This window comes from Micromonospora sp. WMMD1274 (genome assembly GCF_049179035.1).
GTDB classification, from domain to species: domain Bacteria; phylum Actinomycetota; class Actinomycetes; order Mycobacteriales; family Micromonosporaceae; genus Micromonospora; species Micromonospora tulbaghiae.
Map to the genome: position 1 here is coordinate 3,596,890 of NZ_JBMHMG010000001.1, position 20,637 is coordinate 3,617,526.

A 20,637-nucleotide genomic window follows, 5' to 3' on the forward strand; every position below is an offset into this window, starting at 1 on the left:
ATGTGACCGCCGCCACTACTTTGTTACCCATGCGTAGCACGATGATGGATGCCCCTCTCCAGGTCGCCCGGATCCTCGAACACGGCTCCACCGTGCACGGCGCGGCGGAGGTGGTCACCTGGACCGGTGCCGAACCCCGCCGGATGACGTACGCGGAGGTCGGTCGCGCCGCGGCCCGGCTGGCCCATGCGCTGCGCGACGAGTGCGGGGTGACCGGCGACGAGCGGGTCGGCACGTTCATGTGGAACAACAACGAGCACCTGGTGGCGTACTTCGCCGTACCGAGCATGGGCGCGGTGCTGCACACGCTCAACATCCGGCTCTTCCCCGACCAGGTCGCCTACATCGCCAACCACGCGCAGGACCGGGTGGTCCTCGTCGACACCACGCTCATCCCGCTGCTCGCCCGGGTGATCGGCGAGATGACCACCGTGGCGCACGTGGTGGTCGTCGGCGGTGGCGACCCGGCCCCGCTGCTGGCCGCGGCCGGCGACCGGATCACCGTGCACCACTGGGACGCGCTGCTGGCCGACCGTCCGGACCACTTCGACTGGCCGGAGGTGGACGAGCGCGACGCCGCCGCCCTCTGCTACACCTCCGGGACCACCGGCAACCCCAAGGGCGTCGCCTACTCGCACCGCTCGATCTACCTGCACTCGCTCCAGGTCTGCATGCCGGAGGGCTTCGGGCTCGGCCCGAACGATCGCGAGCTGGCGATCGTGCCGATGTTCCACGCCATGTCGTGGGGCCTGCCGTACGCGGCGTTCCTCTCCGGCGCCTCGCTGATCATGCCGGACCGGTTCCTCCAGGCCGAGCCGATCGCCGCGATGATCGCCGCCGAGCGGCCCACGCTCGCCGGTGCGGTGCCGACCATCTGGACCGACCTGCTGGCCTACCTGGACGCGCACGAGGTGGACCTCTCCTCGCTGAAGGAGGTCATCGTGGGTGGTTCGGCCTGCCCGCCGTCGCTGATGCACGCGTTCCATGACCGCTACGGCATCGACGTCATCCACGCCTGGGGCATGACCGAGATGTCGCCGCTGGGCTCGGTCTCCCGGGCGCCGGCCGGTGCCACCGGCGACGACGCGTGGCGCTACCGCTACACGCAGGGCCGCGTACCGGCGGGCGTGACCGCGCGGATCGTCGGCCCGCTGGGCGAGCCGCTGCCCGCCGACGGGACGTCGGTGGGTGAGCTGGAGGTACGCGGGCCGTGGGTGACCGCCCGGTACATCGGCGACGACGCCCCGGATCCGGAGAAGTTCCGGGACGGCTGGCTGCGGACCGGTGACGTCGGCACGCTCTCGCCGGACGGCTACATCACGCTCACCGACCGCGCGAAGGACGTGATCAAGTCGGGCGGGGAGTGGATCTCCTCGGTCGAGCTGGAGAACGCCCTGATGGCCCACCCGGCGGTGCTGGAGGCGTGCGTGGTGGGCGTACCGGACGAGCGCTGGGACGAGCGGCCGCTGGCCACTGTGGTGGTCCGCGAGGGCGCCTCGGTGACCGCCGAGGAACTGCGCGACTTCCTCGCCGGCTCGGTGGCCCGCTGGCAGTTGCCGGAGCGGTGGGCGTTCATCGACGCGGTGCCGAAGACCAGCGTCGGCAAGTTCGACAAGAAGGTGGTGCGCTCGCGGTACGCCGACGGCGGGCTCGACGTGCGGGAACTGACCGCGTCGTAACGTTTCGCGGCGTACCGTCGCCTACACGGGCAGGAACATGTTTCCAACGGGCATTCCTCCCAGAGGGCGGCCCCGGCGTTCGCACCGCGCCGGGGCCGCCCGTCCGTTACGGGGTGACCCGCACCGTCATTGTTGCGAAACTTGTTCGCGTCTGTCCGGCTGTCGGGGAAATCCGGTCGCCTACTCGTCGGCGGTGCTCACCAGCACCTTGCCCACCACGCTGTCCTGCACCGCCTGCTGTGCGGCGGCGGCCTCCGCCAGCGGATACCGGTGCAGCGGCAGGCCGGCCTCCTCGCCGACCCGGATCGCGCCCTGCGCCACCGCCGCCGCGATGTCCGTGACCGCCTGCGCCTTCGCCACCTTCGGCGCGGTGTAGATCAGCACGAACTGCCAGCGCGCGTTCGGGCCCATCAGCGGCCGGATCGGCAACGTCACCTCGTCGCCCCCGTCGTCGGCGTACACGCAGACCGCCCCGCCGGTGCGCAGCATCCGTACGTCGGCGGCGGCGTTGCGGGCGGCGGACACCTCGACGATCGTGTGCACCCCGTCGGGCGCGACCTTGCGGACCTCCTCGACCACGTCCTGCTCGCGATAGTTGATCACGAAGCTGGCCCCGGCCGCCGCCGCGAGCTGCGCCTTCTCCGGGCTGCTCACAGTGGTGATCACACACGCGTCGGCCCAGCGGGCGAGCTGGATCGCCGCGTTGCCCACCGCGCCCGCGCCGCCCTGCACCAGCACCACGTGGTCGCTCAACGCGCCCGCGTGCAGCTTGTCCGGCATGAACTCACCGGCGGTCAGGCAGCGGTGCGCGGTCATGAACGGGATACCGAGCGCCGCACCCAGGTCGAACGAGGCCGGACCGAGCGGCACCGCGTGCCGGACCGGGACCAGCGTGTACTCGGCGGCGGTGCCCCACGGGCGCTGCCACGCCGCCTCCCACACCCAGACCCGCTCACCGATGAGCGTCCGGTCCACGCCCTCGCCGACCGCCTCGACCACCCCGGCGCCGTCCTGGTGCGGGATCTGCCAGCCGGCCGGCAGCGGCCACGCCTGGCGGGCCTTCCAGTCGGTCGGGTTCACCCCCGACACGGCCATCCGCACCAGCACCTCGCCCGGCCCGGGTTCCGGCACCGGCCGTTCGACCACCTGGAGCACCGAGGCGTCCCCGCTGCGCTCGTACACGATCGCCTTCATCGCTGTCCCCTCACCGTCGTCGCGTGATGGCGCTACCCCGCCGCCTACCGATCATTCCGCCGGCCGCCCGCCGAGTGACTCGACCACCTCGGGCGTGAGCGCGCCGATCGAGGGGAGCAGCACGGCCGCGAGCGCCTCCGCGTCCGGATCGAGTGGGTACGAGCCGTGCGGCACCGCCACCACCCGGCACCCGGCGGCGGCCGCCGAGCGGACCCCGTTCGACGAGTCCTCCACCGCCACGCACCGGGCCGGGTCGACGCCCAGCCGCTGCGCCACCGCGAGCCACACGTCGGGCGCGGGCTTGCCCCGGGCGGTCTCCTCGGTCGACAGCGTCGCGCCGAACGCGCCGGCCAGGCCGGTCGCGTCCAGCGCCGCCGCGATCAGCCGGGTCGGCGAGGAACTGGCCAGCCCCAGCGGCCACCGCACGGCCATGCCGCGCACGACCGCGTCGGCGCCGTCGATCAGCGGTACGCGCTGCGCGTACCGCCGGGCCATCTCGGTCACCACCTCCGTGGCGACCTGCTCGGCCGACCTGTCGACGCCCAGCTCACCGCTCAGGTAGCCGGCCCACTCGGCGGTGCTCATGCCCATCAGCCGGCGCTGGGTGTCCGGCTGCCAGGTGCCACAGTGCTCGGCCACGTACGCCCGCCGGACCTCCTCCCAGACCGGCTCGGAGTCCACGATCACGCCGTCCAGGTCGAAGAGCACCGCGTCCACCATGCCGCCATCCTGCCCCAGCCGGCGGCCGGACTCACCGCGGCAGCGCCGCTCCGGCGGAACGCTGCGCCGGAAGGCCGATCGGTGCCTTCGCCGGGATGATCGTGCGACAGCGCGTCGCGATCGGTTCCAGCAGCTCCCGCAGCCGGGCGGTACGCTCCGCGCCCAGCGCCCGCCACGGACCCGACGCGGCCCGGTCGGTGGCCTCCTCGACCACGCGGAACGTGTCCGTGGCGTACGGCGTGGGGCTCAGGTCGGCAGTCAGCCAGCCCTTGTCCACCAGGCGCTGCTCGGCGGCGGTCCACTGCTCGTCGGTCCAGCCCCGGGCCGGCTGGTGGAACTCGCGGGACTGGTCGACCCGGCACCGCCAGGCCACCACCTCGACCGGTTCCAGCCCGGTGGTGACCAGCGCCGCCACGTGGCCGTCGCCGCGGTGCTCGCGCAGCGTCGCGGCGGCCTGCCAGAGCCGGGCCAGCGGGTACTCGCCCCGGGGCAGGGCGGCGTTCACCGCGCCGAGCACCCGCCCGGCCGTGTCCACCAGCCCGGCCGCCTCCTCCAGCAGGTCGGCGGCCTCGACCAGGTGCGACTCGGGCAGCTCGTAGGTGAACTCGGCGAGCGCCTGCACACCACCGGTGAGCCGGGCCCGCAGCGCCTCCTCCGGGGTGGCCAGACGCCACACCGACGGCAGGGCGCGGGCCACCATGGCCGGCGCGAAGCTGAAGAACGCGGCAGTCACCGCCGGCGCGTCGACCGCCCCGAGCGGCGCGGCCCGGCCGGCGAAGTAGCCGCGCCAGTAGCCCCGCAGCCCGACCGCCTCGAACGCGGCCCGGGCACGGGGGTGGAAGTAGGTCACCGCGTGGACCGGCTCGTAGAGCGTCCACATCTGCCGGGTCACCCCGGCCTCGTCCAGCGCCGCCACGTGCACCTCCGCGTCGGTGGGCAGATCACCACGGGCGGACGTGCCGCCCGTGGTGACCATGAACCTACTGCCGCTGGGTGACCGGACGGAAGCCCGGAGTGATCTACTGCGCAGCCAGCACGTCGACGACGAAGCGCAGCGGCCCGGCCGGACGACCGCCCGCGGCGTCGTTGCCGTACGCCAGCTCGGCCGGAAGGTCCAGCTGGACCCGGCTGCCCACCGGCACGCCGACCAGGCCCTGGTCCCAGCCCTTGATGACCTGGCCCACGCCGATCTGGAAGGTGGCCGGCTGGCCGCTGTCCCAGGACGCGTCGAACTGCTTGCCGTCCTTGTAGAAGACACCCACATAGTTCGTGGTGATGTTCTGACCCGCCTTCACCGCCGGGCCGGTGCCCTTGACGAGCGTGGTGACAGTGAGCTTCTTCAGCTCACCGGTGCCGGCCTGCACGGTCGGCTTGGTCTTCAGCGCCGGGTCGAAACCGGCGGGCAGCTCCTGGGCGGGCGCGGTGGGCTCGGCCGGCGCGGTCGGGCTGGCCGAGGAACCGGCGGTGGACGCCTTGTCGTCGTCCCCGCTGTTCAGCCACACCAGGCCGCCGACCAGGGCCACCACCGCGAGCACGCCCACCGCCGCGCCGAGGATCGACTGCCGGCGGCGACGCGCCTCGGCTGCCTTCTTCTCGGCCAGCTGGGCGGCCAGCCGCCGCTGTGCCTTGGTGGCCGGGGCCTGGCCCGCCGACCGGTTCTCCACACGCTCGCTCACGTCGACTCCCTGCAGGGTGGGTGGGTGCGCCCCCGGCGGGCCGCCGCCGAGGCCAGCGCACACGGTACCCGCCCGGAGCCCCAGCGTGCCCCTACGGCCGCCACGATCCGGACACGAAGCCCGATACGAGGGCACCGCGCGGGGTAGTTTCCGACCATGGCGATCCTCAACGAAGAAGACCTGGCCCTGCTCGGCGAGCCGCAGCTCGCGCACGTGGCGACGGTCGAGGCCGACGGCACCCCGCACGTCACCCCGGTCTGGGTGGACACCGACGGCGAGCACGTCGTGTTCAACACGGCCAAGGGCCGGCAGAAGTACCTGAACATGTCCCGCAACCCGGTGGTCGCGGTGTCGGTGGCGGACAAGGCCGACGACTACCGCACCCTGTGGATCAAGGGCACCGTCGAGTTCGTCACCGAGGGCGCCGACGAGCACATCGACCGGATGGCGAAGAAGTACCTGGGCCAGGACACCTACCCCTGGCGCCGCCCCGGCGAGGAGCGCGTCATCGTCCGCGTCACCCCGACCGAGAAGCTCGGCCGCGGCTGAGCGGCGCGGCCCCGCCGTCCATCGAGGGCGGGGCCTTCGCCGTACGCGTCAGGCGCTCTTCTTCGCGGCCGTCTTCTTCGCGGGGGCCTTCTTCGCGGCGGTCTTCTTGGCCGGTTCGGCCTTCTTCTCCGCCGCCTTCTTGGCCGGGGCCTTCTTCGCGGCGGTCTTCTTGGCCGGTTCGGCCTTCTTCTCCGCCGCCTTCCTGGCCGGCGCCTTCTTCGCGGCCTTCTTCGCGGATCGGGCCGACGAGATCGGGGTCGGCTCGGCACCGCCACCGGACGGCGCCTCGCCCCGGGCGGCGCGGGCCCGCTCGACCGACGCCTTCAGCGCCGCCATCAGGTCCACCGCGGCGGCCGGCGCGGCCTCTTCCTCCTCCGGCTGCACCACCTCGCGGCCCTCGACCTTCGCGTCGATGACCTCCTGCAACGCCGCCCGGTAGTCGTCGGTGAACGCGTCCGGCTCGAACTCCCCGGCCATCGAGTCGATCAGCGAACTGGCCATCGCCAGCTCCGGCGGGCGCACCTTCAGGTCCTCGTCCAGGAAACCGAAGTCCGGCCGGCGGATCTCGTCCGGCCACAGCATCGTGTTGAGCAGCAGCACGCCCTCACGGACCCGCAGCGTGGCCAGCTGCTCGCGCTGGCGCAGCGCAACCTTGACGATCGCCACCCGCTCCGAGTCGGACAGCGCGTCGCGCAGCAGCACGTACGGCTTCGTCGCCGAGCCCTCCGGCTCCAGGAAGTACGCCTTGTTGTAGAGGATCGGATCGACCTGCTCGGCCGGTACGAACTCCAGCACGTCGATCGCGTGCGACGTGCTCAACGGCAGGTCGGCGAAGTCGGAGTCGGTGAGGATGACCATTTCGCCGCCGCCGATGTCGTATCCCTTGGCGATGTCGTCGTAGGTGACCTCCTCGCCGCAGACCGAGCAGGTGCGCTTGTAGCGGATCCGGCCGCCGTCCTCACGGTGCACCTGGTGGAAACGGATGTCCTTCTCCTCGGTGGCCGAGTAGACCTTCACCCCGATCGACACCAGGCCGAACGACACCGCTCCTTTCCAGATCGCCCGCATTCCCGCGCTCCTCTCCCCGGTTGACCACCAGAATCGCAAACGATCGAACGGGACGCACGCGCTTCCGTGCGCAACTACAGTCAGGAGGTGCCCGGCGCGCCGTTGAAGCCGATGCTCGCGACGACCGGGCAGCTCCCGGCCGGCGCCGCCTGGTCGTACGAGTTCAAGTGGGACGGCGTACGCGCGCTCGCCGACATCTCCCGCGGCGACCGGCACTTCTACGCCCGCTCCGGCGTCGAGATCACCACCGCGTACCCGGAACTGCTCAACCTGGCCGAGCAGGTCGACGACGCGCTGCTCGACGGCGAGGTGGTCCTCTTCACCGACGGGCAGCCCTCGTTCACCGCGCTCGCCGAGCGGATGCACGTGCGCAACCCGGCCAAGGCGGCGCGGCTGGCGGCGACGGTACCCGTCACGTACATGATCTTCGACGTGTTGCGGCTCGACGGCGTCGACCTGACCGCCCGGCCGTGGCGGGAGCGGCGGGCGGCGCTGGAGTCGCTCGGGCTCGGCGCCGCCCGGTGGGCGGTACCGCCGGTCTTCGGCGACGGCCCGGCCACCTACGCGGCGGCCGGCGAGCACGGGCTGGAGGGGGTGATGGCCAAGCGGGTCGACTCGCTCTACCGGCCCGGCGTGCGCTCGCCGGACTGGGTGAAGGTCAAGCTGGAGGTCACCGCCGACTTCGTGGTCGGCGGCTGGCGGCCCGGCGCGCGGCGCGTCGGCGGCCTGCTGGTCGGCGTGCCCGGCCCGGACGGTCGGCTGATCTACCGGGGGCGGGTCGGCGGCGGGATCGGCGCGGCGATCGAACGGGAACTGCTGCGCGAGCTGGAACCGCTGCGCGCCACCGACTCGCCGTTCGCCGCCGGTGTGCCGCGCGAGGATGCCCGGGGCGCGATCTGGGTAACTCCCCGGATCGTGGTGGAGGTCAAGTACGGCCAGCGCACGCCGGACGGCCGGCTGCGCTTCCCGCGCATCCTGCGCCTGCGCCCGGACAAGCCGCCCGAGGAGGTCGACGATGCCGTCTGACCGGTTCAAGGTCGAGGTCGAGGGGCGCTCGCTGGAGTTGTCCAACCTGGACAAGGTGCTGTTCCCGAAGGCCGGCTTCACCAAGGGCGAGGTGATCGACTACTACACCCGGGTCGCCCCCGTGCTGCTGCCGCACCTGCGCGACCGCGCGCTGACCCGGATCCGGTTCCCCAACGGCGTCGACGGCGGCTCGTTCTTCGAGAAGAACGCACCCGCCGCGACCCCCGGTTGGGTACGTACCGAGAACCTGCCCGCCCCCGGGTCGACGAAGGGGCGGGAGACCATCGACTACGTGGTCTGCGACGAACTCCCGACGCTCGTGTGGCTGGCCAACCTGGCCGCGCTGGAGTTGCACACTCCGCAGTGGAAGATCGGTGCCCACCCGGACATGATGGTCGTCGACCTGGACCCGGGCGCCCCCGCGGCGCTCAAGCAGTGTTGCCAGGTGGCGGTGCTGATGCGCGACCGGTTGGCTTCCGACGGGATCTCCTCGTTCCCCAAGACGTCGGGGAAGAAGGGCATGCAGCTCTGCTGCCCGATCGCCGGTACGCAGGACGCCGAGATCGTCTCCGACTACGCCAAGCGGATCGCGCAGGAGCTGGAGCAGGAGCACCCGAAGCTGATCGTGTCGAAGATGGCGAAGAACCTGCGCCCCGGCAAGGTCTTCATCGACTGGAGTCAGAACAACGCGGCGAAGACGACAGTGGCGCCGTACTCGCTGCGGGCCCAGTCGGTGCCGTCGGTGTCGACGCCGCTGACCTGGGACGAGGTCCAGGCCGGGGCGACGGGGAAACGGCCGTCGACGCGGCCGTACACGGCGGGTGAGGTGCTCAAGCGGGTGGAGAAGCAGGGCGACCTGCTGGCCCCGCTGCTCGACGGCGGTCCCGAACTGCCCGCGCGCTGACCCGGGCTGCTTCGGCTGCGCCGGACGGGCGGCTCGGACGGTTAGGGTGGGCGGACCGGCAGACAGGAGTCCGCGCATGGCCCACCAGGCAACCGTCGCCGTCACGCCCGACGCGGTCGGATACCCGCTGCTCAGCTACCACGACGACGCGACCGGGGAACGCACCGACCTCACCGCCGCGCAGCTCGGCGAGTGGACCGCCCGCAGCGCCGGACTGCTGCGCGACGGATGCGGACTGCGCCCCGGTGACCGGGTGGCGGTGCTCCTGCCGCCGCACTGGCGTACCGCCGCGGTGCTGCTCGGGGCCTGGTCGGTCGGGTTGACGGTCTCGTTCCGGCCCCGCGCGCTGGCCGGGCTGCCGGTGCTGGAACCGGGCGCGGACCGGCCGTACGACGCGGTGTTCGTGACCCCGGAGCGCCTCGACGACTGGTTGGAGGATGTGCCCGAGGGGACGCACCGCTATCTGGTGGGCACCGGGCCGGGCCTGCTCGCCGAGGTGGCGCCGGGCTGGCTGGACTGGTCCGCCGAGGTGCTGCGGCACCCGACCGACCCGCCGGACTACACAGCCGTCGACCCGTCCGACCCGGCCACGCCGGACGGCACCAGCTTCGGCGCGTGGCGCCGCCTGGCCGCCGAGATCGCCACCCAGCTCGACCTGCACCCGGGCGACCGCCTGGTGATCGACCCGACCGAGGACGAGCAGCCCCTGAAGTGGCTCCTGGCCCCCTTGTCCGCCCGAGCCACGATCTTGATCCACGCCAACCCCACCCTTACCCCCTCGCCGCCGTCTCGCTGATCTTGCAGTCGCGGCCCTCTCGGTGCCGGATTTATGGCTCTTGCCGGGGCCACAACCGCAAGATCAACGGCGTGGGGGTGGGGGCGGAGCGAGTTGCGGCGTTCAGGCGTGCACCTTGGGGGGCCCATACCCGTTCGCCGGGCCATCCTCGGCGGCATGTCCCGTCGATCTTGGAGTTGTGGCACCTCGTGTAAGCCGCTAAGCGGGCATCTGAGGCGCCACAACTCCAAGATCGACGAGGGGGCGGTCGGGCGGGAGGGTGGGGAATGTGGTTGACCTTCACGGTTGGGGTGGGGCCTACTGCCTCGGGGAGCTGGACCGTGGGGTCGGGCTCGGCGGTGGCGGGAGTGGGCGTGAGCGGGATCGATGGGCTGGTCTGGCGGGAGTTCGGCGAGGACGACCTGCCCGCGTTGACCGGGCTGGCGCAGGCGTGTCTCGCCACTGACGGCGGGTTGCCGCTGTTCGGGCGTACCCCGTTGGCACGGGCGCGGCTGCTGCAGACGCGTACCCACGGCGCCTGGTCGGGCGACGACCTGGTCGCGGCCGTCGGGGTCGGCACGGCGCGGACGCCGGCCACCGCCACCGGCCTGGTGCACCCGGCGTGGCGCGGGCGCGGGCTCGGCGGCGCGCTGCTGGACTGGGCGGAGGGGCAGGCGGGCGACGCGGGCCTGCTGGTCACCACGGAGACGTGGAACGCCGCCGCGGAGGAGTTGTTCGCGGTGCGCGGCTACACGCGGACGTTCCTGGAGTGGGTGCTGCGGCACGACCTCGACGCGCTGCCCGAGGTCACGGCGCCGGACGGCGTGACTGTGGAGCAGGCCACGCTGGGGCCGGAGCTGTTCGCCACCTACCGCGCGTCGTTCGCCGACCGGCCCGGATTCGTCGAGCCCGAGGCCGGCGAGTGGCTGGGCGACCTGCGTGACGACGAGGACTTCCGTCCGGAGTTGACGCTGCTCGCGCGCGGCCCGGACGGTGAGGCGGCCGGCTTCGTCACAGTGCTCGACGACTGGATCGACCAGGTCGGCGTGGTGCCCGGGTGGCGCGGGCGGCGGGTCGGGGCGTACCTGGTGGCGCGCGTGCTGCGCGGCCTCGCCGACGCGGGCACGGACGCCGCGTGGCTCTGCGTCAACGACGACAATCCGGCGGCCGGCCTGTACCGGCGGCTCGGCTTCCGCGACTTCGGCCGTCGCGCCCGCTACCTCCATGCCTGACGCGACCCGTGCGGCGATCGTGCGGGCCCTCGGCGACCTGTGGGCGAACGGCTGCCCGGTGCCCGCGCCCGAGCACCAGGAACGGCTCGCCGACGTGGGCGTGCGCCGCTGGCGCAGCGTCGCGCGCCGGCACCGGGGGCGGCGGCTCAGCACGGACCAGCGCATCCAGGATCTGGTACGTGGACTGGTCGCCGCGTTCGAGCCGGACCGTGCGCTGGTCGGGCCGCTGGTACGCGACTACGAGTGCGTGGCGCGCGCCATCGCCGGCGTCATGACGTCGGCCGAGTAGCGCCGTCGCATCCCGCGCTAGTGGTACTGCTTGCGGTACTATGTGTTGGTGCCCTCCATAGCCAGGATCGTCGAAGCGATGCGGAAGACCCAGCAGAACGTGGCGTACAACGATCTTTACCGGGTCTGTGAGCACTACTTCGGCAAGCCGAGGCAGTCTGGGACATCCCATGCGGTGTTCAAGATGCCCTGGGCTGGCGACCCGCGCGTCAACATCCAGGACGACAAGGGCAAGGCCAAGGCTTATCAGGTACGTCAGGTGCTCAAGGCGATCGACAAGAAGGAGGCCATGTGATGTCCGAGTTCCGTCCCGAAATCTCGCACTACACCTACCGCGTCACGTGGTCCGCCGACGATCAGGAGTTCGTCGCCACCTGCGCGGAGTTTCCGTCTCTGTCGTGGCTCGCGACCTCGCAGATCGAGGCGCTGCAAGGGCTCCAAGAGATGCTGCGTGAGGTGATCGCCGACATGGCGGAACAGGGCGAGCAGATCCCCGAGCCGCTGTCGGAGCGCACTTACTCGGGCAAGTTCAACCTTCGTGTCGGCGAGAGCCTGCACCGCGAGCTGGCCATTCATGCCGCCGAGGAGGGCATGAGCCTCAACCAGTACGTGCTGCGGAAGCTCAGCGCCGCCTGACCTGTCCCAAGGCGGCGGACTCGCCGGGGACTGTTGCGGATGCCCATTGACGTGGTCTTATGGCGGGACGACGACGTCATCGATCCGCAGCTTTGACAACCCCGCGTCGGTACTCCTTTCATGCCTCTCGAAAGGTGCAACGATGCACAGGAAACCGACGATCCACCTGGCAGTGCTCGTCGCTGCCGCCGCCACCTTCCTGACCGCCGGCGGAGCCCCCGTCGCGGCCACGGCCGCACCCGTGACCGCCTCGCCCGCCGCCGCCGAGTGCGAGCCCGGCGCCGACCACCACAGTGCCGCCCGGGTACGCGAGGGCGCCACCACCAAGGAGCCCGCGCTCTACTCGACGAACGAGGCCAAGGCGTACGGCGTCATCAAGGACTCGCCGCGCCTCGCAAACGGCAGCGTCACCGTGCCGACGATCTTCCACATGATCTCGGACCACGAGCTGAGCGCCGCCGAGAAGGCCCGCTGGAACACGCTCATCTCGGCGCAGATGACGGTGCTCAACGACTCGTTCGCGGGTCGTACGGCGGCCGACGCGTCGGACACGCCGTTCCGCTTCTCGCTCGTCGACACCACCTGGACCGTGAACAGTGCCTGGTACACGGTGGTGCCGGGCAAGAACGAGCGGGACATGAAGAAGGCGCTCAACACCGGCGACTCCCGCACCCTGAACGTCTACGCGGCGAACATCGGTGACGGCCTGCTCGGCTGGGCGTACTTCCCGAAGGGCTACAACAACGGCCGCGACTACATCGACGGCGTGGTGATGCTCGACGAGTCGATGCCGGGCGGCACGGCCGGCAAGTACGCGCTCGGTGACACGCTGACCCACGAGGTCGGGCACTGGCTGATGCTGGAGCACACGTTCGCGCACGGCTGCTCCGCGTCCGGCGACTTCGTGGCGGACACGCCGCGTGAGGCGGCGCCGCAGTTCAACTGCCCGATCGGGGCGGACACCTGCACCGCGCCGGGTCTCGACCCGATCCACAACTTCATGGACTACACGCAGGACTCCTGCATGAACATGTTCACCCCGGGCCAGGCCGACCGGATGAGCGACGCCTGGGTGGCGTTCCGCGCCGGCGGCGCCGGGTAGCCAACTGGAAGTCGGTGCCGGCGGGTCGCTCTGCGGCGACCCGCCGGCCCGTCTGCTTCACCCTTCCGCTGGAGCCCGACCAACTCGATCCAGAGCCCCGGGCAGTCGGAGCCGATCTGGTTAGTGCTGGTGGTAGCCGCGAAGCGCTCTGTGCCGCTGGAGGACGTCCTTGAGTGTCCGGCCGCAGGCGGTGTGCACGCCGAGAACCTTGTCGGCCGTGACCAGCCCGTCGACGAGACTGAACCTCGGACCCCGGCGTCGGCCGCGGGCAGCTTGTCGAGAATCCGCTCCTACCGCCCGAGGTCCCGGATTCCGAATGCGAGTCCGTAGTGGCCCGGCTTGTCCGGAAGCGGTGCGATCAGGGTCGGAGGCATACCTTCGGAGCCACCGCTCCTACCTCGGCGTTTCTCGCCGGGCGAGCGTCAGCCGGCCGTACGGGATCGGACGGTCGTGCGCGCACGGTCGCCGCGCGTTTCGCCAAGTCGATCCGCCCGGGGAAGACCGGGCACGGTGCTGGCCGGGCGCGGGTAGCCGGCGCAGCCGCGCATGCTGCCTCACGGGATCGCGCGGGCGCCGGAGCGGCCGTGGTCGGCGTACCGCCTGCGGAGCGGCGGTCAGTTCTGGCGGCTCAAGGAGTCTGAGGAAGTCGAGGAACCGCTGGGTGAGCAGGGCGGCAACCGCCGGTTCGTACGTCGGCAAGGCGGAGTCGGCGAACAGGTGCTGACAGCCGAGATATAGGGACAGTTCGGCTCGGCCGGTCGACTCGGCCAGGGCGCGGCGGCGTCCAGGCCACCCCCGTCGACGAAGAACGGGTCCGGGGGTCATGCGGTGGTCTGACGCAGCGTGCGGAGGCGATGCCCAGGGGAGAGACCTCTCTTGGGTGTTTCATGCGTCTTTGGGCCTAAAACTACTTTTGCCCGGTATCGAGTGCGGCCGCCGATATTGTGACTTCTGCGCGTCCTGGGAAGGATCGCGATGCGCCGACCCGTTCCGGTGGAGGGGACATGATCGAAAAAACGGAACGCAAGCCGCTGGCGAGTCTCAGGCACGTCAAGGCCGCGTCGGGCTTCAGTTCCGTGATGATCATTGCCGGGATGACCACCGGCGTGACCCCCGCTCAGGCGGCCGAGGTGGTTCACAACGCCCGCGCCGAGCGCAGCTACCAGGGCACGCCCGGGCCGGCCGGGCAGGCGCGCGTTTGGCAGCCCGGCACAACCCTCGTGCGAGACGGCGGCCCCGACGGATGGTCCGATCCGCAGGGTTGGCAGTGGCAGGACCAGGAGCCGGGTCGGCGCCGCCATGATGGCAGCAAGGTGGGTCCGCAGGGTCCGCAAGGTGCGCAGGGCGAGCGCGGGCGGCGTGGCCCACGTGGCTTCCAGGGTGCTGCCGGCCCGCAGGGCTTCCAGGGTGAGCAGGGTCCGCAGGGTGTGGCCGGTTCGCCCGGTCCGCAGGGCTCGTCGGGTCCACAGGGTCCACAGGGTGTGACGGGCGCGCAGGGCCCGCAGGGTTTTCAGGGTCCACAGGGTGTGACGGGCGCGCAGGGCCCGCAGGGTGAGCAGGGTCCGCAGGGCGTGGCCGGCTCGCCCGGTGCGCAGGGCTCGCCGGGTCCGCAGGGCTCGTCGGGTCCACAGGGCTCGTCGGGTCCACAGGGTCCACAGGGTGTGACGGGCGCGCAGGGCCCGCAGGGTTTTCAGGGTGGGCAGGGTCCACAGGGTGCGACCGGCTCGCCTGGTCCGCAGGGTGAGCAGGGTCCGCAGGGCGTGGCCGGCTCGCCCGGTGCGCAGGGCTCGCCGGGTCCGCAGGGCTCGTCGGGTCCACAGGGCTCGTCGGGTCCACAGGGTCCACAGGGTGTGACGGGCGCGCAGGGCCCGCAGGGTTTTCAGGGTGGGCAGGGTCCACAGGGTGTGGCCGGCTCGCCTGGTCCGCAGGGTGAGCAGGGTCCGCAGGGCGTGGCCGGTTCGCCGGGTCCGCAGGGTCCGCAGGGTTTCCAGGGTGAGCAAGGCCCGCAGGGTGTGGCCGGCTCGCCTGGTCCGCAGGGTGAGCAGGGTCCGCAGGGCGTGGCCGGTTCGCCGGGTCCGCAGGGTGCGCAGGGTGCGCAGGGCTCGTCCGGTCCGCAGGGTCCGCAGGGCGTGGCCGGTTCGCCGGGTCCGCAGGGTGCGCAGGGTGTGACGGGTGCGCAGGGTGCGCAGGGCTCGTCCGGTCCGCAGGGTTTCCAGGGTGAGCAAGGCCCGCAGGGTGTGACCGGCGCGCCTGGTTCGCAGGGTCCACAGGGTGTGGCCGGTGCGCAGGGTTCGCCCGGTCCGCAGGGTTTTCAGGGTGAGCAGGGTCCGCAGGGCGAGCAGGGTCCGCAGGGTTTCCAGGGTGAGCAAGGCCCGCAGGGTGTGACCGGCGCACAGGGTCCGCAGGGCTCGTCCGGCCCGCAGGGTCCGCAGGGTTTCCAGGGTGAGCAAGGGCCACAGGGTGTGACCGGCGCGCAGGGCCCGAGCGGCCCGCAGGGTCCACAGGGTGCCCAGGGTGCCCTGTCGGGCGTTCATGTCGTCTCTTCTGATGAGCCTGCGACCGGCTTCCAAAGCGTCAGCTGCCCCACCGGCGAAGTGGCGACGGGCGGCGGCTACATCACCAACGGGACCGTGAACGTGGATGCCCCGCTCGTAGACGGAGACACGCCGGTCGGATGGCAGGCCAACTTCTTCGGGACAGAGCCCGGCCTCGTCTACGTCATCTGCGCGCCCGCCGCACCGTGATCGGCGAAGCACACATCTAGAATGATCGGCAGGAAGAGGAAGACAGTGAGAATGCGACAGGTGTTCGGCACACTTGCCTGCGGCTCCGTACTACTGGCCGGGGTGGGTGCGTGCAGTAACGACAAGACACCCGCAACGAAGGGATCCGGCGGGACCGTCGCTCCAGGGGCCGCACAGGGTGACCCGAAGGTCCTGCTCCAGGAAGGTATCGAGCAGGGTCAGGCCGGCAAGTCCGACGAGGCGAAGGCAACCTTCGAAAAGGTGGTCGCGCTTCAGGGGGACAACAAGTTCGCCTGGTTCAATCTCGGCTACCTCGCCCAGTCGCGTGACGCAACCGACGAAGCGGTGGCGGCCTACGACAAGGCGCTGCAGATCGACGGCTCCTACCGGCCCGCCCTCTACAACAAGGCGATCCTGCTGGAGGAGGCGAAGCCGGACGAGGCGGTCGCGCTGTATCGCAAGATCGTCGATGCGGATGAGGGCGCTTCCACGGCGTACCTGCGGCTGGGGTTGATGCTCGTCAAGCAGAGCGACCGGACGGGTGCCCGGAAGGCGTTCGCGTCGGCGATCGACGCGGATCCGAAGCTGGCGCCGGCGGTCCCCGAGGACTTCCGCCCGCAGAAGACAAAGAGGTGATCGCGTGGTGAAGGCGCCACACGTCACGGTTTTCACGGGTAGCAACCGAACCCGCTTCCTGGACGATTGTCTGCAGTCTCTGCTGGCGCAGACGTACGCGGACTGGGAATGGGTGGTCATTCTCAACCAGGGCACCCGGTGGCGCCCCGAGGCGAACGATCCACGGATTCGCCTCCTGGTGCGGGACGGGCTGTCCGGTGTCGGTGCGGTGAAGCGACAGGCCTGCGCCGAGGCGTACGGGGACATCCTCGTCGAACTCGACGACGACGACCTGCTCAGCAGCGACTGCCTGGCGGAGGTCGTGGCCGCCTTCGACGCGAACCCCGAGGTGGGCTTCGTCTACAGCGACACGGCCCAGATCAGCGAGGACGGCGGGCGGGACGACTCGCGGTTCGCCGCCGCGCACGGGTGGCGCTACCGCGACGAGCGGGTCGACGGGCGTGAGGTGTCGGCCTGCTGTTCGCTGGAGCCGACGCCGCACAACGTCAGCTACATCTGGTACGCCCCGAACCACGTCCGGGCGTTCCGACGGGATCTGTACGAGAAGGTGGGCGGCTACAACGAGGAACTCGACGTGGCCGACGACCTCGACCTGATGTGTCGGCTGTACCAGGCGGCCGAGTTCCACCAGATCCCCAAGTGCCTCTACCTGCAACGGATGCACACCCGCAACACCCAGCGCGACCCTGAGGTCAACGCGCGCATCCAGCGGCGGTCCGTGGAGATCTACGACCGCAGCATCCAGTTCAACGCGTTGGCCTGGGCGAAACGGCGGGACCTGCTGGCCCTGGACATGGGAGCGGCACACAACAAGCCTGAGGGTTTCCTCGGGCTCGACCGCCGCGCCGGGGACGGCGTGGACATCGTCTGCGACGTCACGAACGGGATCGACCTGCCGGACAACAGCGTCGGGGTGATCCGGGCGGTCGACTTCCTGGAGCACGTCCCGGACAAGATCGGACTCTTCAACGAGTTGTACCGCGTCCTCGCCCCGAACGGGCTGCTGCTGTCCCTGACGCCCAGCTCGGACGGACGGGGCGCGTACCAGGACCCGACGCACGTCGCGTTCTACAACGAGAACTCGTTCTGGTATTTCACCAACGAGCAGTACGCGCGTTTCGTGCCGGAGATCCGCTGCCGATTCCAGGTGTCTCGCCTGGGCACGTACTTCCCGAGCGATTTCCACCAGGCGAACAACATCCCGTACGTCGTCGCGAACCTGATCGCGGTGAAGGACGAGACCCGCAACGGAGGTCTGCTGACGATCTGAGCGGACCAGCCGAACGGGCGCGACAAGATCTCAGTCGACGGTCGGCAACTTCGGGCCGAGGACGTCGTCGGCGTCGACGATGGTGTACGCGTACCCCTGCTCGGCCAGGAACCGCTGGCGGTGCGCCGCGTACTCGGTGTCGATGGTGTCCCGGGAGACCACCGTGTAGAAGTGCGCCTGCCGGCCGTCCGCCTTCGGGCGCAGCACCCGGCCCAGCCGCTGCGCCTCCTCCTGCCGGGAACCGAACGTGCCGGACACCTGGATCGCCACCGCCGCCTCCGGCAGGTCGATGGAGAAGTTGCCCACCTTGGAGATGACCAGGGTGCGGATCTCGCCGGAGCGGAACGCGTCGAACAGCCGCTCGCGCTCCTTGTTCGTGGTGGAACCCTGCACGATCGGCGCGTCCAGGTATTCGCCGAGCTGGTGCAACTGGTCGAGGAACCCGCCGATGACGAGGACCTGCTCGGACGGGTGCCGGTCCACCAGGGCCCGCACCACAGGCAGCTTGGTGCGGGCGGTGGCCGCCATCCGGTAGCGCTCCTCCGCCTCCGCCGTCGCGTACGCCAGCCGCTCGGCGTCGGTGAGCGTGACCCGCACCTCGGTGCACTCCGCCGGGGCGATCCAGCCCTGCTGCTCGATGTCCTTCCACGGCGCGTCGTACCGCTTCGGGCCGATCAGGCTGAACACGTCGCCCTCGCGGCCGTCCTCGCGTACCAGAGTCGCGGTGAGGCCGAGCCGGCGACGGGCCTGGAGGTCCGCCGTGAAGCGGAAGATCGGCGCGGGCAGCAGGTGCACCTCGTCGTAGACGACCAGGCCCCAGTCGCGGGCGCCGAACAGGTCCAGGTGGGTGAACGCGCCGCCGCGCCGCGCGGTGAGCACCTGGTACGTGGCGATGGTGACCGGGCGGATCTCCTTGCGCTCGCCGGAGTACTCGCCGATCTCCTCCTCGGTCAGCGACGTGCGGGCGATCAGCTCCCGCTTCCACTGCCGTCCCGCCACCGTGTTGGTGACCAGGATCAGCGTGGTCGCCTTCGCCTCGGCCATCGCCGCCGCGCCGACGAGCGTTTTGCCGGCGCCGCAGGGCAGCACCACGACGCCGGACCCGCCGGCCCAGAACGCCTCGACGGCTTCCCGCTGGTACGACCGCAGCGTCCACGGTTTGCCGCCGTCGGAGCCGGACTCGGCCAGCTCGATCGGGTGCGCCTCGCCGTCCACGTACCCGGCGAGGTCCTCGGCCGGCCAGCCCAGCTTGAGCAGCGCCTGCTTGAGCCGTCCCCGCTCGGACGGGTGCACCGCGACGGTGTCGTCGTCGAGTTTCGCGCCGAGCATGCCGGCGAGCTTCTTGCTCTTGGCGACCTCGATCAGCACCACCCGGTCCAGGGCGCGCAGCACCAGGCCGTGCACGGGGTCGTTGGCGAGCTGGAGCCGGCCGTACCGGTCCATCGTCTCGGCCACGTCGACGAGCAGGCCGTGCGGCACCGGGTAGCGCGAATACTTGATCAGCGAGTCGACGACGCCCTCGGCGTCGTGGCCGGCCGCCCGGGCGTTCCACAGGCCCAGCGGCGTGAGCCGGTAGGTGTGCACGTGCTCGGGGGAGCGTTCCAGCTCGGCGAACGGCGCGATCGCCATCCGGCACGCCTGCGCGTCGGGGTGATCCACCTCCAGCAGCAGTGTCTTGTCCGACTGCACGATCAGTGGTCCACCGCTCACGCCAGCGTCCTCTCGCATCGCCCGGAACCCCGGAACCTCGCGGCCCGGCACCCGTCGCCACCCGGGCTGACCTGCCGCGGGCCGACCATCCAGTGTTGCACGCCGGAGGGTGCGGCAAAAAAGTCTCGCTGGACAGGCAACGTCATACTCGTCCCACACGTCTAGCTAGCGGGACGACTGTCCAGGGAGGGCCCATGCAGCGTGTCCGGTTTCTCGCCCGGGCCACCGCCCTGGCGTTGGTCGTGCTGGTCGGTGTCGGCGCCTGTGCGCTCGATCCGCAGGCGGAAGGCGCCGGGGGAAGCACCCCCGGCCCGGTCGGGCTGACGGAGGGAGCATCGGGGGCGAGCGCGTCGCCCACGCCGGAACAGCCGGTCACGTCCCCGTCGGCGCAGCCGAGCCGGACGGCCTCGCCGAAACCCTCCCGGTCGCCCGGGGCGACGAAGACGACGAAGCCCGCGCCGAAGCCGAGCGCGTCCGCCGGGTGCCCGCAGGGGGAGCACCAGCGGGCCGTGGAGACGTACCTGACCCGGCTGGGCGGCTTCGGGACGCTGACCGTGGACGGCGAGCAGTCCCCCGCCGACTGCGCCGCGATCAAGAAGTTCCAGATCCGGTACGGGATCAGCCCGTCCTCGGGTCGCGCCGGCCCCACCACGTACGACGTGGCGAAGCGGCTCGCCGCCACCGACACCGCGCGGTGCAACGCCGGTTCCCGGCTCACCTTCTGCGTCGACCTGACCCGGCAGACGGTCTGGGCGACGCGCGGCGGGAAGGTGGTGATGGGACCGACCGTCACCCGCACCGGCATGTCCGGCTACGCCACTCCGGCCGGCACGTACTCGGTGGGCCGGAAGAACCCGCGCGAGTGGTCCAACCCGTACGAGGTGTGGCTGCCGTACTGGCAGCAGTTCAACGGCGGGATCGGCTTCCACGAGACCACCACCTACCTGCACAACGGCGCGATCGGTTCGCACGGCTGCGTGAACCTGCTGCACCGTGACGCGGTACGCCTGTGGGAGCTGGGCTCGGTCGGCACCCGCGTGGTCGTGATCGGCCGCCGCCCCGGCACCTGAGCCCCGGAACCCGTTCCACCCGTGACCGGAGCGCCCGGATCAGGGTTTTAACCCCTGTCCGCGCGCTCCGGTTGGTGTAACCCTGGAAGCCGGGTCCATGCCGGGACGGGGAGGGACTGTCATGACCGTTGACCAGGACGTGCTTCCCGAGGACGAGCGGACGCGGCAGCAGGAGGTGCCCACGGCGGTCCTGCTCGCCTACGCGGCCGCCGCCGCGGGGGTGTTCGGCTGGTTCCTGTTCGGGCTGCTGGTGCAGCAGCAGGGCTTCGTCGACTCGGTGGGCGAGTCGGCCGGTGCCGCGTTCGCGTTGCTGCTGGCCGTGTCGGTGATCGGCACGCTGCGCCGCAACGGGGAGTAG

Annotated in this window: 21 protein-coding genes; 14 read left to right on the forward strand and 7 right to left on the reverse strand. The window is 71.3% G+C overall.

What is annotated here, in order from left to right:
• The first annotated feature begins 44 nt into the window (after positions 1-44).
• Positions 45-1,679, forward strand: coding sequence for a fatty acid--CoA ligase (locus ACN27D_RS16940; protein ID WP_421501158.1), 1,635 nt, complete (start codon positions 45-47; stop codon positions 1,677-1,679).
• 180 nt (positions 1,680-1,859) lie between these two features.
• Here the strand turns inward: ACN27D_RS16940 and ACN27D_RS16945 are convergent, their stop codons facing one another.
• The 4 genes from ACN27D_RS16945 to ACN27D_RS16960 form a co-directional block, all read right to left on the reverse strand.
• Positions 1,860-2,873 (reverse strand): NADPH:quinone reductase, encoded by a 1,014-nt coding sequence (locus tag ACN27D_RS16945; RefSeq protein WP_318332036.1) that lies wholly within the window; start codon positions 2,871-2,873, stop codon positions 1,860-1,862.
• 51 nt (positions 2,874-2,924) lie between these two features.
• Positions 2,925-3,593 carry an HAD family hydrolase gene (locus ACN27D_RS16950; protein ID WP_421499467.1) on the reverse strand — a complete coding sequence of 223 codons (669 nt, stop codon included), beginning with the start codon at positions 3,591-3,593 and terminating at the stop codon, positions 2,925-2,927.
• Between the two features lie 31 nt (positions 3,594-3,624).
• The gene (locus tag ACN27D_RS16955; protein ID WP_199733279.1) at positions 3,625-4,473 is read right to left on the reverse strand and encodes an SCO6745 family protein; all 849 of its coding nucleotides are present in this window, start codon (positions 4,471-4,473) and stop codon (positions 3,625-3,627) included.
• A gap of 139 nt (positions 4,474-4,612) precedes the next feature.
• Positions 4,613-5,269, reverse strand: a complete 657-nt coding sequence (locus ACN27D_RS16960; RefSeq protein WP_421499468.1) for an FKBP-type peptidyl-prolyl cis-trans isomerase — start codon at positions 5,267-5,269, stop codon at positions 4,613-4,615.
• A 156-nt stretch (positions 5,270-5,425) separates the two neighbouring features.
• On the opposite strand from ACN27D_RS16960, the gene ACN27D_RS16965 reads away from it, so the two are divergent.
• Positions 5,426-5,818: a PPOX class F420-dependent oxidoreductase gene (locus ACN27D_RS16965; protein WP_120572015.1), complete on the forward strand. Its 393-nt coding sequence runs from the start codon at positions 5,426-5,428 to the stop codon at positions 5,816-5,818.
• Between the two features lie 48 nt (positions 5,819-5,866).
• Here ACN27D_RS16965 and ACN27D_RS16970 read toward each other — a convergent pair whose 3' ends face one another.
• On the reverse strand, positions 5,867-6,886 hold the full coding sequence (locus tag ACN27D_RS16970) for a Ku protein (RefSeq protein ID WP_421499469.1): 1,020 nt from the start codon (positions 6,884-6,886) through the stop codon (positions 5,867-5,869).
• An 87-nt stretch (positions 6,887-6,973) separates the two neighbouring features.
• Here ACN27D_RS16970 and ligD (ACN27D_RS16975) point away from each other — a divergent pair, with 87 nt between their 5' ends.
• From ligD (ACN27D_RS16975) to ACN27D_RS17010, 8 genes are all read left to right on the forward strand, one after another.
• The gene (ligD, locus tag ACN27D_RS16975) at positions 6,974-7,912 is read left to right on the forward strand and encodes a non-homologous end-joining DNA ligase (RefSeq protein ID WP_121685815.1); all 939 of its coding nucleotides are present in this window, start codon (positions 6,974-6,976) and stop codon (positions 7,910-7,912) included.
• Entirely contained in the window at positions 7,902-8,816 is a 915-nt protein-coding gene (gene ligD / locus ACN27D_RS16980; protein ID WP_357899496.1) for a non-homologous end-joining DNA ligase, read from the forward strand. Before ligD (ACN27D_RS16975) ends, ligD (ACN27D_RS16980) begins: the two co-directional genes overlap by 11 nt.
• Positions 8,817-8,892: 76 nt before the next feature.
• Positions 8,893-9,612, forward strand: coding sequence for a TIGR03089 family protein (locus ACN27D_RS16985; RefSeq protein WP_421499470.1), 720 nt, complete (start codon positions 8,893-8,895; stop codon positions 9,610-9,612).
• A gap of 353 nt (positions 9,613-9,965) precedes the next feature.
• Positions 9,966-10,823: a GNAT family N-acetyltransferase gene (locus ACN27D_RS16990; RefSeq protein ID WP_357899502.1), complete on the forward strand. Its 858-nt coding sequence runs from the start codon at positions 9,966-9,968 to the stop codon at positions 10,821-10,823.
• The gene (locus ACN27D_RS16995; RefSeq protein ID WP_357899505.1) at positions 10,816-11,112 is read left to right on the forward strand and encodes a hypothetical protein; all 297 of its coding nucleotides are present in this window, start codon (positions 10,816-10,818) and stop codon (positions 11,110-11,112) included. The genes ACN27D_RS16990 and ACN27D_RS16995 overlap by 8 nt, the downstream gene beginning before the upstream one ends.
• Before the next feature lie 78 nt (positions 11,113-11,190).
• Positions 11,191-11,406 (forward strand): toxin HicA, encoded by a 216-nt coding sequence (locus ACN27D_RS17000; RefSeq protein WP_047892551.1) that lies wholly within the window; start codon positions 11,191-11,193, stop codon positions 11,404-11,406.
• The gene (locus tag ACN27D_RS17005) at positions 11,406-11,747 is read left to right on the forward strand and encodes a type II toxin-antitoxin system HicB family antitoxin (protein WP_047892552.1); all 342 of its coding nucleotides are present in this window, start codon (positions 11,406-11,408) and stop codon (positions 11,745-11,747) included. Before ACN27D_RS17000 ends, ACN27D_RS17005 begins: the two co-directional genes overlap by 1 nt.
• A gap of 142 nt (positions 11,748-11,889) precedes the next feature.
• Complete coding sequence (locus ACN27D_RS17010; RefSeq protein ID WP_421499471.1) at positions 11,890-12,849, forward strand: zinc metalloprotease; 960 nt, start codon at positions 11,890-11,892, stop codon at positions 12,847-12,849.
• Between the two features lie 821 nt (positions 12,850-13,670).
• Here the strand turns inward: ACN27D_RS17010 and ACN27D_RS17015 are convergent.
• Positions 13,671-15,383 (reverse strand): hypothetical protein, encoded by a 1,713-nt coding sequence (locus ACN27D_RS17015; RefSeq protein WP_421499472.1) that lies wholly within the window; start codon positions 15,381-15,383, stop codon positions 13,671-13,673.
• Between the two features lie 270 nt (positions 15,384-15,653).
• Here ACN27D_RS17015 and ACN27D_RS17020 point away from each other — a divergent pair, with 270 nt between their 5' ends.
• Positions 15,654-16,229 (forward strand): tetratricopeptide repeat protein, encoded by a 576-nt coding sequence (locus tag ACN27D_RS17020; protein ID WP_421499473.1) that lies wholly within the window; start codon positions 15,654-15,656, stop codon positions 16,227-16,229.
• 4 nt (positions 16,230-16,233) lie between these two features.
• Positions 16,234-17,499 carry a glycosyltransferase gene (locus ACN27D_RS17025; RefSeq protein ID WP_421499474.1) on the forward strand — a complete coding sequence of 422 codons (1,266 nt, stop codon included), beginning with the start codon at positions 16,234-16,236 and terminating at the stop codon, positions 17,497-17,499.
• A gap of 30 nt (positions 17,500-17,529) precedes the next feature.
• Here the strand turns inward: ACN27D_RS17025 and ACN27D_RS17030 are convergent, their stop codons facing one another.
• Positions 17,530-19,209, reverse strand: a complete 1,680-nt coding sequence (locus ACN27D_RS17030) for a DNA repair helicase XPB (RefSeq protein WP_350816728.1) — start codon at positions 19,207-19,209, stop codon at positions 17,530-17,532.
• A 194-nt stretch (positions 19,210-19,403) separates the two neighbouring features.
• Here ACN27D_RS17030 and ACN27D_RS17035 point away from each other — a divergent pair, with 194 nt between their 5' ends.
• On the forward strand, positions 19,404-20,279 hold the full coding sequence (locus ACN27D_RS17035; protein WP_421499475.1) for a L,D-transpeptidase family protein: 876 nt from the start codon (positions 19,404-19,406) through the stop codon (positions 20,277-20,279).
• A 121-nt stretch (positions 20,280-20,400) separates the two neighbouring features.
• Positions 20,401-20,637 (forward strand): hypothetical protein, encoded by a 237-nt coding sequence (locus tag ACN27D_RS17040; protein ID WP_091414684.1) that lies wholly within the window; start codon positions 20,401-20,403, stop codon positions 20,635-20,637.